The 14,338-nt window shown below is 53.3% G+C and carries 16 protein-coding genes and 1 tRNA gene; 9 read left to right on the top strand and 8 right to left on the bottom strand.

The features are described from left to right. The first annotated feature begins 6 nt into the window (after window positions 1-6). The 3 genes from J0X12_RS15125 to hflX all read left to right on the top strand — a co-directional run bounded on the left by J0X12_RS15125 (window position 7) and on the right by hflX (window position 2,670). Window positions 7-864 carry a D-amino-acid transaminase gene (locus J0X12_RS15125; RefSeq protein ID WP_207047272.1) on the top strand — a complete coding sequence of 286 codons (858 nt, stop codon included), beginning with the start codon at window positions 7-9 and terminating at the stop codon, window positions 862-864. 213 nt (window positions 865-1,077) lie between these two features. After that, window positions 1,078-1,320 (top strand): RNA chaperone Hfq, encoded by a 243-nt coding sequence (hfq, locus tag J0X12_RS15120; RefSeq protein WP_207047271.1) that lies wholly within the window; start codon window positions 1,078-1,080, stop codon window positions 1,318-1,320. Window positions 1,321-1,356: 36 nt separating this feature from the next. Next, window positions 1,357-2,670 (top strand): GTPase HflX, encoded by a 1,314-nt coding sequence (gene hflX / locus J0X12_RS15115; protein WP_207047270.1) that lies wholly within the window; start codon window positions 1,357-1,359, stop codon window positions 2,668-2,670. A gap of 10 nt (window positions 2,671-2,680) precedes the next feature. On the opposite strand, the gene mazG is transcribed toward hflX, so the two are convergent. Continuing rightward, window positions 2,681-3,505, bottom strand: a complete 825-nt coding sequence (gene mazG, locus J0X12_RS15110; RefSeq protein WP_207047269.1) for a nucleoside triphosphate pyrophosphohydrolase — start codon at window positions 3,503-3,505, stop codon at window positions 2,681-2,683. A gap of 106 nt (window positions 3,506-3,611) precedes the next feature. Here mazG and J0X12_RS15105 point away from each other — a divergent pair, with 106 nt between their 5' ends. Further along, the gene (locus tag J0X12_RS15105) at window positions 3,612-4,199 is read left to right on the top strand and encodes a regulatory protein RecX (protein ID WP_207047268.1); all 588 of its coding nucleotides are present in this window, start codon (window positions 3,612-3,614) and stop codon (window positions 4,197-4,199) included. A gap of 217 nt (window positions 4,200-4,416) precedes the next feature. Here the strand turns inward: J0X12_RS15105 and J0X12_RS15100 are convergent, their stop codons facing one another. The 7 genes from J0X12_RS15100 to J0X12_RS15070 all read right to left on the bottom strand — a co-directional run bounded on the left by J0X12_RS15100 (window position 4,417) and on the right by J0X12_RS15070 (window position 11,030). Beyond that, window positions 4,417-5,175, bottom strand: a complete 759-nt coding sequence (locus J0X12_RS15100) for an MBL fold metallo-hydrolase (RefSeq protein ID WP_207047267.1) — start codon at window positions 5,173-5,175, stop codon at window positions 4,417-4,419. Then, window positions 5,175-5,960, bottom strand: a complete 786-nt coding sequence (locus J0X12_RS15095; protein WP_207047266.1) for a TatD family hydrolase — start codon at window positions 5,958-5,960, stop codon at window positions 5,175-5,177. The genes J0X12_RS15100 and J0X12_RS15095 overlap by 1 nt, the downstream gene beginning before the upstream one ends. 24 nt (window positions 5,961-5,984) lie before the next feature. Continuing rightward, a complete protein-coding gene (locus J0X12_RS15090; protein WP_207047265.1) occupies window positions 5,985-7,085 on the bottom strand; it encodes a DNA polymerase III subunit delta' in 1,101 nt (366 codons plus the stop codon). Further along, window positions 7,082-7,723, bottom strand: a complete 642-nt coding sequence (tmk, locus tag J0X12_RS15085) for a dTMP kinase (protein WP_207047264.1) — start codon at window positions 7,721-7,723, stop codon at window positions 7,082-7,084. Before tmk ends, J0X12_RS15090 begins: the two co-directional genes overlap by 4 nt. Window positions 7,724-7,738: 15 nt before the next feature. Beyond that, entirely contained in the window at window positions 7,739-8,902 is a 1,164-nt protein-coding gene (locus tag J0X12_RS15080) for a D-alanyl-D-alanine carboxypeptidase family protein (RefSeq protein ID WP_207047263.1), read from the bottom strand. 94 nt (window positions 8,903-8,996) lie between these two features. After that, window positions 8,997-10,007, bottom strand: a complete 1,011-nt coding sequence (locus J0X12_RS17530; protein ID WP_207047262.1) for a septal ring lytic transglycosylase RlpA family protein — start codon at window positions 10,005-10,007, stop codon at window positions 8,997-8,999. A 36-nt stretch (window positions 10,008-10,043) separates the two neighbouring features. Continuing rightward, window positions 10,044-11,030: a lytic murein transglycosylase gene (locus J0X12_RS15070; RefSeq protein ID WP_207047261.1), complete on the bottom strand. Its 987-nt coding sequence runs from the start codon at window positions 11,028-11,030 to the stop codon at window positions 10,044-10,046. Between the two features lie 223 nt (window positions 11,031-11,253). Here J0X12_RS15070 and J0X12_RS15065 point away from each other — a divergent pair. The 5 genes from J0X12_RS15065 to J0X12_RS15045 all read left to right on the top strand — a co-directional run bounded on the left by J0X12_RS15065 (window position 11,254) and on the right by J0X12_RS15045 (window position 14,198). Then, window positions 11,254-11,343: transfer RNA gene (locus tag J0X12_RS15065), tRNA-Ser, on the top strand. A gap of 163 nt (window positions 11,344-11,506) precedes the next feature. Beyond that, window positions 11,507-12,736, top strand: coding sequence for a tyrosine-type recombinase/integrase (locus J0X12_RS15060; RefSeq protein ID WP_207047260.1), 1,230 nt, complete (start codon window positions 11,507-11,509; stop codon window positions 12,734-12,736). A 202-nt stretch (window positions 12,737-12,938) separates the two neighbouring features. Continuing rightward, window positions 12,939-13,142, top strand: coding sequence for a helix-turn-helix domain-containing protein (locus J0X12_RS17700; RefSeq protein WP_207047259.1), 204 nt, complete (start codon window positions 12,939-12,941; stop codon window positions 13,140-13,142). Between the two features lie 269 nt (window positions 13,143-13,411). After that, on the top strand, window positions 13,412-13,732 hold the full coding sequence (locus tag J0X12_RS15050) for a winged helix domain-containing protein (protein ID WP_207047258.1): 321 nt from the start codon (window positions 13,412-13,414) through the stop codon (window positions 13,730-13,732). Then, window positions 13,716-14,198 carry a helix-turn-helix domain-containing protein gene (locus J0X12_RS15045; protein ID WP_207047257.1) on the top strand — a complete coding sequence of 161 codons (483 nt, stop codon included), beginning with the start codon at window positions 13,716-13,718 and terminating at the stop codon, window positions 14,196-14,198. Before J0X12_RS15050 ends, J0X12_RS15045 begins: the two co-directional genes overlap by 17 nt. The last annotated feature ends 140 nt before the right edge of the window (window positions 14,199-14,338 follow it).

The raw sequence follows: 14,338 nt of genomic DNA, 5'->3' as shown, positions 1-14,338 counted from the left end.
AAAACAATGTCCAGAATTGCATATGTAAACGGCCAGTATCTCCCGCACCGGGACGCTAGCGTCCATATCGAGGATCGCGGCTATCAATTTGCCGATGGCGTGTATGAGGTTGTCACCATTGTCGGAAGCCGGATGATCGATGAAGAGGGACATCTGGATCGGCTGTGGCGGAGCTTGGGCGAGCTTAGAATCGACGCCCCGATGAAACGGGAACCGCTAAAAATGGTGATGCGAGAGGTAATCCGGCAGAACGGTATCCGCGATGGCATCATCTATCTTCAGGTAACGCGCGGTGTTGCGCCGCGAGACCATCCCTTTCCAGATGACATCCCGACATCGCTGGTGATGACCGCGAAAAGGCTGTCGATGGAAAAGGCGGCGAAAAAGGCACAGGAAGGGGTCAGCGTGATCACGGTGCCGGATATTCGCTGGACCCGGCGGGATATCAAGTCCGTCTCCCTGCTGCCGAATGTCCTGGCGAAGCAGGAAGCCAAGGAAAATGGAGCCTATGAGGCATTTCAGGTGGACGAGGATGGCATGGTCACGGAGGGCAGCTCAACAAATGCCTGGATCGTCAGCAAGGAAGGGAAGATCGTGACCCGCCCGACCAGCAATTCCATTCTCGCAGGTATTACACGGGCGTCCCTGATCCGGGAACTGGAGAAAAACGGAATCGAGCTGGAACTGCGCAGTTTTTCAGTCGAGGAGCTGCTTTCAGCCCGTGAAGTATTTATCACCAGTAGCACATCATATGTCCTTCCTGTTGTAAAAGTTGATGATCAGGTGATCGGGAATGGTCATCCCGGCCTCATTTCGTTAAAGCTTAGGAAGATTTACGAGAAATTTATGTCTGCGGATGCCTAGTATTTCCCGAATAATACAGTTGAGACTGTGCTTTTTTTGCCAAAGTCGTTATTTGTTGCAATTTCGGCGTTATAATGCTTGTGTTTAGGGGGAGAAATCCTTATGTCAGGGAAACTTTTTTGCCTTTTATTTTAAAGAAGCAATCAGAATGTCCCTGATTTGACTGACAAAAGGCGAGCTGAAAACGATTTGACAGACGAGAGATAATTCAAGATGGGCGCTGAGAAGTCACAGAATGTACAGGATGTTTTTCTAAACAAGGTACGCAAGGACAAGATTCCGGTAACCGTGTTTCTGGTTAATGGTGTAAAGCTTCAAGGCTCAATCAGCTGGTTTGATAATTTCAGCGTATTGCTGAGACGGGATGGCCACGAACAGCTTGTTTACAAGCACGCCATTTCGACGGTAATGCCTGCCGGCCCCATACAGCTTTTTGATCCTTCGGCAGAAAGCTGACCTTCAACATCGCAATGCTACCCCTATATCCATCCTATGGACTCTAATACGGAACGCGACAGCCTGCGTTCGGGGGAGGCGGCGCTTGTTCTGCATCCCTCCATAAAAACCAGGACGCAAAGCAAGCTCCGGGATCCGCAAGGGTGCCTGGAAGAGGCCGTTTCCCTGACTGCGGCCATATCACTTGATGTGGTCCATTCGGAAGTCGTCACCTTGGCGAAAGCCCGGCCGGGAACGCTGTTCGGTGAGGGCAAGATTACTGATCTTGGGGCGTTCATAAAAAATTCCGGCATAGAAGTCGTCATTATCGACGGACCGGTAACACCGGTCCAGCAGCGCAACCTGGAACGACGCTGGCATGTCAAGATCGTCGATCGGACGGGCCTTATCCTCGAGATATTCGGGGAGCGCGCGCAAACCCGCGAAGGCGCGCTGCAGGTCGAGCTTGCGCATCTCAGCTACCAGCGTACGCGGCTTGTTCGGTCCTGGACCCACCTGGAGCGGCAGCGCGGTTCCTTGAGCTTTATCGGGGGGCCCGGTGAATCGCAGTTGGAAATTGACCGGCGGCTGATTGACGAGCGGATCACGAAGATCAAGCGGCAGCTCAATTCCGTTGTCCAGACCCGCGAGTTGCACCGGGCCAAGCGCAAAAAGGTCCCGTATCCTATCGTTGCCCTTGTTGGCTATACCAACGCTGGAAAATCAACGCTTTTCAACCGGATGACAGAATCAGACGTGTTTGCGGAGGATTTACTCTTTGCGACCCTTGATCCGACGATGCGAAAAATCGTCCTGCCGGGCGGCCAACCGGTGATTCTCTCCGACACTGTGGGATTTATCTCTGACTTGCCGACGGAACTGGTCGCGGCATTCCGAGCAACCCTTGAGGAGGTGCTCGAGGCGGACCTGATTGTCCATGTCCGTGACATCACCCACGAAGACACGGCCGCGCAACGTCAGGACGTCCTCGACGTCTTGGGGCGCCTCGGTGTTGATACGGATGACACGAGCGGTTACTTGGAAATATTGAACAAGATCGACCTCCTCGAGGATGAGTCGCGCGATAAACTTTTCAACAGCGTGGCACGCGAAGACGGACAGGTTGCCATTTCCGCCGTAACAGGTGAGGGGACGCCCGTATTTCTTGCGCTTATTGAAGAGAGGCTGACGGCGAAGCAGAAAATTCTGGAGCTTGATATTCCGGCCGAAGACGGCGCGACCCTTTCCTGGATCTATCGTCATGGGACGGTGCTCGATCGTTCGGACCGGGACGACACGGTGCATATTGAGGCAAAATTCTCTCCGGAGAATCTTGGACGGTTAGAGAAGATTCTTAAAAAGCTGAATTAATCCTCTGTTTTTACTGATTTATTTTGTCCTCAATCCGAATTTCATTCCACACGTCATCCATTTCCTCTAGGCTGCATTGATCCAGGGATTTTCCCTTATTTTCAAGGCGTTGCTCTACTATTTGAAAGCGACGCACGAATTTTCGGTTGGCGGCTCTCAGGACTGTTTCGGGGTCGAGTTCGAGGTGGCGTCCGAGATTGGCGAGTACGAAAAGTAGGTCGCCATATTCCTCGGCGATACGATCCTTACTGCCGTTCTCGTCGATTTCCGCTCTCAGTTCCCCAAGTTCCTCTTCAATTTTGTCAAACACCGGAGTAATTGATGGCCAGTCGAACCCGACGCGGGCGGCCCGTTTCTGCAGCTTCACGGCGCGTGTGAGGGCAGGCAGTGTCTCGGCCACGCCATCCAGTGCGGACGGCGCCTTGTCGCTATCCTTGGTTTTTTCTGCGCGTTCTTGTGCTTTTGTTTCTTCCCAGGCCGTGGTTTGCGCTTCTGCTGTTGCGATATCGGCGGTGCCGAACACATGGGGGTGACGGCGGATCATTTTCTCCGAAATCGCCTCTATCACGTCATTGAAGTCAAAATCACCGGCTTCCTTTGCCATTTGCGCATAGAAGACCACCTGGAACATCAGGTCACCGAGCTCGTCTTTCAGCTCTGCCATGTCGTTTCTGGCAATGGCCTCGGCGACCTCATAGGCTTCCTCGATCGTATGGGGGGCAATGGTCTCGAAATTCTGTTCCAGATCCCATGGGCACCCGCCATCCGGATTACGTAATTTCTCCATGATATCAAGGAGTTGATTGATCGATGTCGAGGATTTTGGTTGTGACATGTAGGATCTCTCGCGAAAGAACTTTAAAGCAGTACCAGTTTAAAGGATTTCCTTTGACCCTGGCCATAAGTAACATACGCATACTGACGAAATAATCGAGTTTTGGATGACCGACGAGAAAGAACCGAAAGCAAAACGCCCCCGAAAACCGGTGGAGCCAACGCCAAAATGGCTGCGCGATCAGGCACTTCGTTATTTGAACCGCTTTCCGGCAACCAGCCGAAAAATGGCGCAGCATTTGTTTAATAAGGCCGCGCCGCAACGGGAGCATTTTGATCTGCCTGAGGAAAAGCTGAAAGAGGATATCGCAAAGGTCGTTGAGGATATGATCAAGGCCGGCTTTATCAATGACAGCGAATTTGCGGCCAGCAAGGTGCGGATAATGGCGCGGCAGGGACGGTCGGTCGCCCAGATCGGCCTCAAGCTGCAGGAGATGGAGTTTTCCGATAATGATCAATCGGACGCGCTTGACGCGCTTGGCGACGACAGGCAGGCGCTTGACAGGCGTGCGGCAGCACGTTTCGTGAAGCGGCGGCGGTTTGGGCCGTATAAACCGGAAGAGACACGCGCCGAGCGCCGCAACAAGGAACTGGCATCACTTGCACGACAGGGGTTTTCTTTCGATGTCGCCACGCTGGTGATTGATGCCGAGAGTGTTGATGTCATAGAAACCATTATCTATGGCGAAGAATAACTGCATGCCATTTAAATAATTCTCTGAAGAGGGCAGCGGAATACGGTATTTATTCAAATATCAATTTTGCGCATAATATATATTATGGAAAATATCGGGTATGGATAAATAGGGCCCCCACAGGCCGGGGGGCTTTTAAGTCCCCATTCTGAGGGGGTTCGTCGATACAAGGGAGCGTCTTCAGCGCTGAGCGCGCTGAAAATAAGGGTATGTTTTCTTATACAGTGATCACCATGCCGTCATAGGCCGGTTCGACACCGTCTGGCAGTTCCTTGATCAAGGTCTGGTAATCCAGGTCCACATGCATATTCGTCAGGATCGCGCGCCGTGGTTTCAGCCGTTCAATCCATTTAAGCGCGGTTTCCAGATTTACATGTGTCGGATGCGGCGTATAACGCATGGCATCAACAATCCAGGTATCGACGCCGTTAAGGATTTCAAATCCATGATCGTCGAGATGGACAAGATCGTTTGAATAACCGATCGCACCCATCCTGAAGCCAAGGCTCGTGATGCTGCCGTGATCCTGATCGAATGGAATAAACTCGATATCGCCGATGCTGAACGGCCCCTTAATATAATGCTCTTTTAAAATGGCCGGATATGGATTGCCGTCCAGTTGACGGAAGCAATAATCAAAACGTGTCGTCAGGATATCGAGGGTTTTCTTGTCGCTCCAAACGTTAACGCGTTCGCGGTTGCGAATGGCGAGCACGCGAAGTTCATCAATGCCGTGACATTGATCGGCATGTTCATGGGTCCAGACAACCCCGTCGAGCCGGCCGATATTGGCATCGAGGAGCTGCTCGCGGATATCCGGAGACGTATCGATCAGGACCGTCGTGTCCTTTTCCTTGACCAGGATTGAGCAACGACGGCGGCGGTTTTTTGGCTCGTTCGGGTCGCAGGCGCCCCAATCATTCCCGATGCGCGGTACCCCACCGGAGGTGCCGCAACCAAGGATCGTCACTTCCATTAGAGGTTCCGTTCTATCTTATTGAAAAGGTTAAAGAAATTATCCGTCGTGATGGCGGCGAGCCGATCCGGGTCGAGCCCCTTGAGTTCGGCGACTTTCGCGGCCGTATGGGCCACGAAGGACGGTTCATTGGTTTTGCCGCGCTTGGGTACCGGCGCCAGATACGGGCTGTCCGTCTCGACCAGCAATTTTTCTACCGGAATCTTGCGGACATGCTCGCGAAGTTCCTCGGCAGGCTTGAAAGTCACAATTCCGGAGATGGAGATATAAAAACCAATTTCCATCGATTTCTCCGCGACTTCCCAGCCAGAACTAAAGCAATGGATTACCCCGGTGAAAGGCCCCTTCTCATACTCTTCATGCAAAATCTTAACAGTATCCGCATCTGCATTGCGGGTATGTACGATGATCGGCAGGCCGGTTTCACGCGCCGCCTCGATATGCAGGCGAAAGGATTTTTTCTGTAGCTCGCGTGGAGCATGCTCGTAGAAATAATCAAGGCCGGTCTCACCAATGCCGACGACTTTCGGGTGATTGCTAAGCTCGATCAGCTTCGCTGCCGTGACCTCGTCGCCCTCGCTTTCGGCCTCATGCGGGTGCACACCGACGGAACAGTGGATGTCGTCAAACCGCTCGGCAATGGCACGCACGCCCTCGAATTCGCGAAGTTTGGTCCCGATGGTCAGCATATGGCCGACCCCGGCCGCCCTCGCCCGCGCGACGACATCGTCTATCTCGCTGGAAAGCTGTTCAAAGTTCAAATGGCAATGGCTATCGACTAACATTCGTTATCCGCAACATTGTTGTTGTTATCTGCTCATGCGTTCTACATTCAAAAACAGGTTGAGGACAACCTGTTTGCGGTCGAGATTGATTGAATCCGCCCTTTTAATCAACTCATTCCCTTTTTCCCAAAGTTCGGCCCAGGCAGACGGGAGATGACGGGAGATCATCCGTTTCATGATATCCGCTTCCCCGGGAATAAGGGTGTCGCCGGTAAAGTCCTCACTGGCGGCGCGTACTAGCCGGGTCAGCCACCAGGGGTAAATCTCGCAGACACTCCGGTATCGTGTATCCCCATCCTTCAGGCCACTCTTATCCGCAAGCGCATGAAGTTTCTCTGCGTCGAGACGGGGGTATTCCCTAAAGATATCGAGGAGAGAGGTAAAGATTTCAAGTCCCCCCGCTTCCAGCAGACGGAGTGCCTTCCCCGGGCTCCCTTCCGAGAGAGTCAACAGCATATCAAGTTCGCCCGGCGACAAGGTTTCGCAATGCGGGGCGAGGACGGCCCTCATATGGGCGTCATCGAGTGGCCGCAGCGCAAGCTGGCGGCAGCGCGACCGGATGGTTGGCAGCAGCCCCGCCGGCGTGTGGGAAAGCAGCAGGAACAGGGTTTTCTTCGGCGGCTCCTCCAAGGTTTTAAGGATCGCGTTGGCGGCACTTGTGTTCATGTCGTCGACGGGATCAATGATAACAATCCGCCAGCTCCCCTCGGACGCCGTGAGCTGAAAAAACGGGCTCAGGGTGCGGACGTCATCGACCCGGATCGCAGTGTAGAATTTCTTGTTCTTGGTATCATACTGCCGACGCAGAACCGCAAGGCCGGAATGCGATCCCGCATGTATCAACGCAAGGGCCGGGTCGTCTTCGGGCACATCGAGAGTGTCGGGAGGGCCGAACAGCCCCCCTCCTCCACTGGCCTGGCGGCTCAGGAGGAATTTCGCTGCGCGGTAGGCGAAGGTAGCCTTGCCGACGCCCTTTGCGCCGGTGATCAGCCAGGCATGATGGAAGCGGTCACTCAGAAAGTTGTCGAGAAAGCGCGCCTCCGCTGACTCATGACCGATGAGCCTGGTCGTATCCTGCGGATGAGGATAACCATCGAGCTTGTCGGATTGCGGTAGGTCGCTCACGACAGCAGGCGCGCATTCAGGATGTCGCGCAGCTCCTGCTGGATGTCATCGACGGCGCGCGTTGCATCGATAAGCACGCATCGATCCGGGTTCTTCTGTGCAATTTCCTGAAAGCCTTCCCGCAGCCGTTCGTGAAAGCCAAGATCCATCTTTTCGAACCGGTCTTCATTATGGGTTCGCCCCATGGTGCGTTGAAGCCCCTCTTCCGCCGGAAGGTCGAAAATGAAGGTCAGGTCGGGCACGAAGTCGCCGACCGTGAATTCATGAATTCTCCGTACGGCCGCTTCACCGAGTTGATTTCCATACCCCTGATAGGCCAGGGTGGAATCGGCAAACCGATCGGAGATAACCCAGCGTCCGGCATCCAGCGCTGGCCAGATGGTAAGGCGGAGATGATTTCTGCGGGAAGCATAGAAAAGCAGTGTTTCCCCGATGGCGTCCCATCGGTCCGGTTCTCCTGTAAGGATCAGCTCACGGATTTCGTCCGCACCCGGCGCGCCGCCCGGCTCCCGTGTCAGCAGACTGTCAATGTCCTTCTCTTTCAGGAATTCGGCAAGCAGGCGGCTTTGCGTCGACTTGCCACTTCCGTCCCCGCCTTCAAATGTGATGAATTTTCCATTCCGCTTTTTCGTCTGCATCCTGTTTGCTTCAGCCTAGTTCGCGGACGGGCCAAAGACGAGATACTCGACAGCCGAGGTCAGGCGCTTTAGCGGGCCGGGCCGGGTAATATCCTCCATTGCGATCAATGGCACTGTCACCGTGTCCATTTCAGGGCCTTCTACGACCAGCTGGGCCACCGGGGTTCCCTTGATGATCGGGGCTGGGATTGGCTCGTTATAGACAACTTTCACCGTCATGGATTTGCGCGCCGCACGATTGAGCGTGACCGTCAGATCGGATTCCAGGGTGAGCGGAACCAGGTCCTTGCTGCCCAGCCAGACCCGGGCATTGTCGACAACATCGCCAGCCTTGAAGAGGGCATAGTTGTTAAACTCCCGAAAGGCCCATTCCATCAGCCGTTCGGATTCACGGCTGCGCTCTTTTGCATTATCGAGACCATTGACCACGAGAATGATGCGCCGCCCGTCCCGCTCCGAGGAGCCGACAAGGCCATAACCGGATTCTTCCGTATGGCCGGTCTTGAGACCATCCGCCCCGTTGTTCTTGTACAAAAGCGGATTACGGTTGCCTTGCTTGATCTCACTGAAGGTGAAATCCTTTTCGGCAAATATGGGGTAATATTCCGGAAAGTCCTGGATGATATGCTTTGCGAGCAGTCCGAGCTCCCGCGCTGTCATCTTATGGTCCGGATCCGGCCAGCCCGTCGCATTCCGGAAGGTACTTTTTTCAAGGCCAAGTTCCCGCGCGCGCGTCGTCATCGCGTCCGCAAACCCCTCTTCGGAGCCGCCGAGTCCTTCCGCCACCACAATACAGGCGTCATTTCCGGATTGTACGATGATCCCGCGCAGCAGGTCACCCACGGCGACCCGGGTATCCACCTCGACAAACATTTTCGAGCCGCCCTTTTTCCACGCCTTTTCACTGACAGGCAGCGTGTCATCCATTTTGAGCGAGCCTTCCTTCAGGCGCTCAAACACCATCGTCACCGTCATCAGCTTGCTCATGGAAGCCGGCGACATCAACTCATCGGCATTTTTCTCCAGAAGTACAGTGCCCGTATTCATGTCATAGACAAAGGCCTCCCGCGCCGGTGTCTCAATGCTTTGCGCAGCCGCGCCGCCCGCAAAGAGCGTCAGGCAGAAGCAAAGAGCGGAAAAAAGGCCTGTTGGTGATGTCTTGTGTGTCATCGCACTCATGCTTTCAGTTAGTCTCGTTCCTGTCATAGGTTGGCAATGGCCAGCCGATATCAGTTTAATGTCCTAAGGCAGTAATTTGGCCAGTTTATGACCGTTATTCGACAATAATCCGGGCATCTGCATGGCCGGTATTGATCAGGTCGGCCAGCAATTGGTCTGCCTTGTCAATATCCTGCACGGGACCGACGCGCACCCGGTAAAAATCCTGGCCGTTGACGAGAACCTGGCTCACTTTCGTCGGTCCCATGGCAGAGAGCCGCGCGCTCAAGATATTGGCGTTGTTATAGTCGATAAATGCCCCGGCCTGAATAAAAATCTCGCTCCCTGTGATTGGCGAGACGCTGACCGTTGGGGTTGGGGCGCTGTAGGCAGATGTCGATGCCACCTGCGTCCCGGTCGCTGTCGCGGTTGTGGCCGTCGGGGCAGGCAGCGACTGAATTTCAGGGAGTGGCGCTGACTTGATATTCGGGGGCGGCGCAAGGGTATTGGAGACTACCTTGGCCTGCGGCGCCGCAGCAACATTGTTTTGCTCGTTCATCGGCGTTTCCGGCTTGGCGATGATTTTCTGATCCAGGTCGTTGCTCCCGTTAATAATCTGGACGCGGACCTTTGCGGTTCCCTTCTCCACCATGCCAAGCAACTGGGCGGCCCTGTAGGAAAGGTCGATGATGCGCGAATGAGCGAACGGGCCGCGGTCATTGACCGTCACGATGATGGAGCGACCATTCTCGAGGTTTGTTACACGTACATCGGACGGCAGCGGCAGTGTTTTATGGGCCGCGGTGAGCTGATGCATGTCATAGATCGCGCCATTGGCGGTCTTGCGTCCATGGAAGGGTTCCCCGTACCACGAGGCGATGCCGGTTTCATCATAGCTGTTATCCACTTTCGGATAGTACCAGATGCCCGCTACTTCATACGGCTTGCCAAGTTTCGGAAGCCCGCGATCAATGCCATTCTCGTCGACGGTCGGGTTGGCTTGCTCGTGAGTCGCGTGATATTTTTTGGCCCCGTAACTGAGCAGGTTGACTTCGGAGCAGCCGCCGATCAGCAAGGCGGTTGCAAGTAGGGCCAGGATACCGGAATTCGGGGCAAATTTTTTCATTTCGATTTCGCCTTTTACGCTACGCTTAATCAACATTTATCCGTCTCCGATCAGGTCGGCGAGATGGCCGACGGACATTGCGAAATAGGTTGACCGGTTCCACTTCAGGATCGTCCGGTAGTTATCATAGACCAGGAATGTCTGACCATTGCCGCCTTTCGGCTGCACCAGGGATCCGACAAGCTGGCGTGAGGGCAGCGGGCCGCCACCGATCTTGGTCACGCCGAGGGCTTCCCACTCCTTCATGGGCTTGGCGATCTTCAGGTCAACCAGGGAGAGGTCGAAATCCTTTGGCAACTGGACCTCCCTGCCCCATGTCTGGTCGTCCTTCCAGCCGGACTTGGAGAGATAATTTGCCGCCGAGGCAAACACATCGGCTTTCGTTGTCCAGATGTCGCGACGGCCATCCGCATCAAAATCGACAGCGAAATTGACGAAACTTGACGGCATGAACTGTGATTGCCCCATCGCGCCGGCCCAGGATCCCTTCATATCTGCTAGCTGAATATGATCCTCATCGAGGATCTTGAGCGCAAGCAGCAGCTCTTTCCTGAAATAGGCGGCACGCCGGTTATCATAGGCGAGTGTCGTTAGGGCATCGATCACGCTGAAACCGCCGGTATATTTTCCGTAACGGGTCTCGACGCCCCAGAGGGCGACTATAAAGCGCGGCTGCACCCCGTATTTACGTCCGACTTCCTCCAGAAGGACGCGATTCTGGTTGAGCATGGTCTTGCCGGTATCGATGAGGGATTGCGGCAGGCGCTGCGCCATATATTCCTGGAATGTCTGGACAGTCTCGGGCTGCTTGCGGTCCAGCTTGACCACTTTCTCGATCAGCGTGACATTGGCGAAGGCGCTGTCGATTGTTGTCTGGCTGATGCCATTCTCCCGCGCCTCGACCTTCAGCTTGGACAGCCATTGATCGAACGGTTCTTTCGCGGCAAAGCTTGGTGTTGAGAGAGCAATTAAGAAAATGCCGACCAAAGAGAAAATTATACTACGCGCCGATTTCTTTGCCATTGGAACTCCGATTTACTAATCTCCCCTTTTTGCCACAACTTCCGTGGATTCGCAACGGTTTCAGGTGGAAAAGACCTGATTTCGGGCCCTAATTCTCATGACGGGCAGAAATGCAGTTTTTAAAATCAAATATATTGACAGCTTCGGACGGGAACTTTAAACGATCAGGACTATCCGCAGCCGCGAGCGTCCGTTGACCGACGCTGTGCCGGAAATGCGATACGGAGGGTTGGCAGAGCGGTTGAATGCACTGGTCTTGAAAACCAGCAAGGGTGCAAGCCCTTCCGGGGTTCGAATCCCCGACCCTCCGCCACTTTCCTGTTTTTCAATGTTTCCCACCATTCGCTAACATCCTCCAAATGCCCAGTAATTCTGCTATTTATGATACATCAGTAATTCCTGATATCCGCTAGCGTTCGCCTAAAGCCTGTGTTAAAATATGGGTAGAAAAATGGGTAACAACGAAAGGCAGGCGGATGGCAAGGCAACTTCACAGGCTGAATGCACTCTCGGTCAAGGCTGAAACCCGCAAAGGCATGTATGCCGATGGTGGCGGGCTTTATCTCCAGGTGAGCAGTTTTGATACGAAATCCTGGATATACCGCTTCACCCGAAACAGGCGCACGCGGGATATGGGGTTGGGTGGTTTCCCTGACGTTTCCTTATCTGAAGCCCGAGAGGAAGCGCAGAATTGCCGCAAACTGGTTCGTAAAGGATTAGACCCGATAGAAATCAGGAAGTCTGAGCGTCAAGCCTTGCAGGCGGAAACTGTTAAAACAATGACGTTCAAGCAATGCGCCGATAAATACGTTGCCGCACACAGCAAGGGCTGGAAGAACGTCAAGCATGCCCGCCAATGGACCAGTACCCTTGAAACATATGTGTATCCGGTTATCGGTAATCTTTCTGTCAAAGACGTAGATATAGGCTTGGTGTTGAAAATTCTGGAGCCTATCTGGTCCGAAAAATCTGAAACCGCCAGTCGGGTGCGAGGCCGGATTGAATCTGTGCTGGATTGGGCGACGGCGAGGAAATACCGTGAAGGTGAGAATCCAGCGCGATGGAAAGGCAATCTGGACAAGATACTGCCCGCACGCTCCAAGGTGCAGCAGGTCAAACATCATGCCGCCCTGCCCTATGATGAAATGGGCGACTTCATGGCGGCACTGCGGAAGCAGGAAGGCATAGCTGCGATGGGGCTTGAATTACTTATTCTAACAGCGGCGCGCACGGGTGAGATTATTAAGGCGCGCTGGTCCGAGTTTGATCTGGACGCGGCAATTTGGACTATCCCGGCGGAGCGAATGAAGGCGGGTAAGGAACACCGTGTTCCCCTGTCAGCGCCTGCGCTAGATGTTCTCGCCAGATTAAGAGAAGTATCTCAGAACGAATTTATCCTGCCAGGGCAAAGGCCAAAAAGCGGTCTTTCTAACATGGCATTCCTGCAGCTATTGAAACGGATGAACCGCAATGACCTGACGGCGCATGGATTTCGGTCAACATTCAAAGACTGGGCAACGGAGCGAACAAACTACCCGAATGAAGTTTCTGAAATGGCACTGGCGCATAGTGTCGGTAATAAAGTGGAAGCAGCTTACCGCCGGGGCGACTTATACGAGAAAAGGGTGCGAATTATGCGGGATTGGGGACGCTTTTGCGCCCGACACGAAACTGTTTTCGAGGATAAAATAGTAACGATAAGATAACTCCTAAATTAAGTGGCATACTATATTTTGAGCTAAATTCGATTTTATCCCCAACACCCACATAATGTGGGAAAAAGTTATCCACAGACTTCTTGCTGAATTACTAATTAACGTCTGAACTTCAAAGAGTTTTCGCGTATAATAGCGGCCGTAGAACGAATCGTGAAAATCGGCAGAAATATAGTAACAAGAGGACACCAATTTGGATAATAGCAACACTGATTATAAAGCCGTACTTTCTGTAAACGAAACTTGTCAGCGGGCAGGAATAGGCCGGACAAAACTTTATCAGGAAATCGCGTCAGGAAGATTGAAGGCTCGCAAATGCGGTCGCCGGACAATCATACCTGTGACAGAATTTGAAGATTGGCTTGGACGTTTGCCAGAAATTGGGGAGGCCCAATGAAAAACGTCAATCAGAAACGAGAACGGCTATGCGCCGCGACCAAACTTTGCATAGCCGCTCTCAAAAAATCCCACCAATAATAGGAATTTATAGATGAAGAGAGTAACAGTATTTTGTCCAAGTGACAAGCTTCCCTTGTTTCATTGGGCCAACAAAGAGAAGGCTCAGAACACCTCCCTTCCCCTTACAGCCTCACTCGTTCGGCATAGGCACAATCTATCAGATGCCCACGCAAAATTGATCGCGTCAGACCACTATGGGGTGGATCAATGAAGCGGTTCGAAATCAATGCATCTTATGATGTGGACGGCAAGCGCATCACCCGTGAAATCATCGGTCGATATGCCTGGGCACTCCTAGAGCTTAAAAAGGCAGGCAAGCGAGGCTGCACGCCAATTGACAATCCTGCCCCGCGCTGGAGCGCCTATATTCATCAGCTGCGCCATGAATACGGGCTGGATATTCAAACCATTTGGGAAACCCACAAAGGTCCCTTTCCCGGCAACCATGCCCGGTATGTGCTTCAGTCTAATGTAAGCCTGGAACCGGTTGATAGTAGTGCGGAGGTTGCCAATGGCAAAGCCGCGTAAAGCCGGTGTGAACCAAAAGGGCCGGAACAAGCATGAGCAGTTTGTTCCGCTCCCCTACCGTATGTTGGACAGCGATGCCTGGACGAGCTTGCGGCCCGCGTCTGTTAAAGTCTGGGCAGAGCTCCATCGCGGGTTTAACGGGCGCAATAATGGCGAAATACTGCTCCCCTATGCCATGACCCAAAAAAAGCTGAATATGGCTTCTGCGACGATTAAGCGGGCTTTAACAGAGCTTGAGGAAAAGGGTTTTATAGAGATGGTAAAACCTGGTCACTGGTATGGGCGCAAGGCAACGGAATGGCGTGTGACCGATCAACCTTACAAGGGGCATATCGCCACTAATGAGTGGCGACAATGGAAGCCGGGTATGTCATTCCTGAAAACAGAAGTCGCCTCCGAAACGGAATATACAAACGTGCTGACGGTTCCGTTTCAGATGCGAGAGAAGAAAGCATGTTCCGCATGAGGCATCGTCAGGCGTCATTTCGCGCCTGATTATATTCCATTTCAGATGTACCTATAATTACCATGTACAAGCGTAGCTGGAGGGGGAACGTTAATCTCTCCCTCCAATACTCTACCCGATAAAGATGTTCGAATTTGAGT

Source organism: Sneathiella sedimenti (assembly GCF_017313765.1).
Taxonomy (GTDB): domain Bacteria; phylum Pseudomonadota; class Alphaproteobacteria; order Sneathiellales; family Sneathiellaceae; genus Sneathiella; species Sneathiella sedimenti.
This window is presented reverse-complemented; position numbering and strand designations above follow the sequence as displayed.

Excerpts from the sequence above, each read along its gene's own strand:
- J0X12_RS15125 (WP_207047272.1), top strand. The coding sequence starts at position 7 with ATGTCCAGAATTGCATATGTAAACGGCCAGTATCTCCCGCACCGGGAC.
- hfq (WP_207047271.1), top strand. The coding sequence starts at position 1,078 with ATGGGCGCTGAGAAGTCACAGAATGTACAGGATGTTTTTCTAAACAAG.
- hflX (WP_207047270.1), top strand. The coding sequence starts at position 1,357 with ATGGACTCTAATACGGAACGCGACAGCCTGCGTTCGGGGGAGGCGGCG.
- mazG (WP_207047269.1), bottom strand. The coding sequence starts at position 3,505 with ATGTCACAACCAAAATCCTCGACATCGATCAATCAACTCCTTGATATC.
- J0X12_RS15105 (WP_207047268.1), top strand. The coding sequence starts at position 3,612 with ATGACCGACGAGAAAGAACCGAAAGCAAAACGCCCCCGAAAACCGGTG.
- J0X12_RS15100 (WP_207047267.1), bottom strand. The coding sequence starts at position 5,175 with ATGGAAGTGACGATCCTTGGTTGCGGCACCTCCGGTGGGGTACCGCGC.
- J0X12_RS15095 (WP_207047266.1), bottom strand. The coding sequence starts at position 5,960 with ATGTTAGTCGATAGCCATTGCCATTTGAACTTTGAACAGCTTTCCAGC.
- tmk (WP_207047264.1), bottom strand. The coding sequence starts at position 7,723 with ATGCAGACGAAAAAGCGGAATGGAAAATTCATCACATTTGAAGGCGGG.
- J0X12_RS15080 (WP_207047263.1), bottom strand. The coding sequence starts at position 8,902 with ATGAGTGCGATGACACACAAGACATCACCAACAGGCCTTTTTTCCGCT.
- J0X12_RS17530 (WP_207047262.1), bottom strand. The coding sequence starts at position 10,007 with ATGAAAAAATTTGCCCCGAATTCCGGTATCCTGGCCCTACTTGCAACC.
- J0X12_RS15070 (WP_207047261.1), bottom strand. The coding sequence starts at position 11,030 with ATGGCAAAGAAATCGGCGCGTAGTATAATTTTCTCTTTGGTCGGCATT.
- J0X12_RS15060 (WP_207047260.1), top strand. The coding sequence starts at position 11,507 with ATGGCAAGGCAACTTCACAGGCTGAATGCACTCTCGGTCAAGGCTGAA.
- J0X12_RS15050 (WP_207047258.1), top strand. The coding sequence starts at position 13,412 with ATGAAGCGGTTCGAAATCAATGCATCTTATGATGTGGACGGCAAGCGC.
- J0X12_RS15045 (WP_207047257.1), top strand. The coding sequence starts at position 13,716 with ATGGCAAAGCCGCGTAAAGCCGGTGTGAACCAAAAGGGCCGGAACAAG.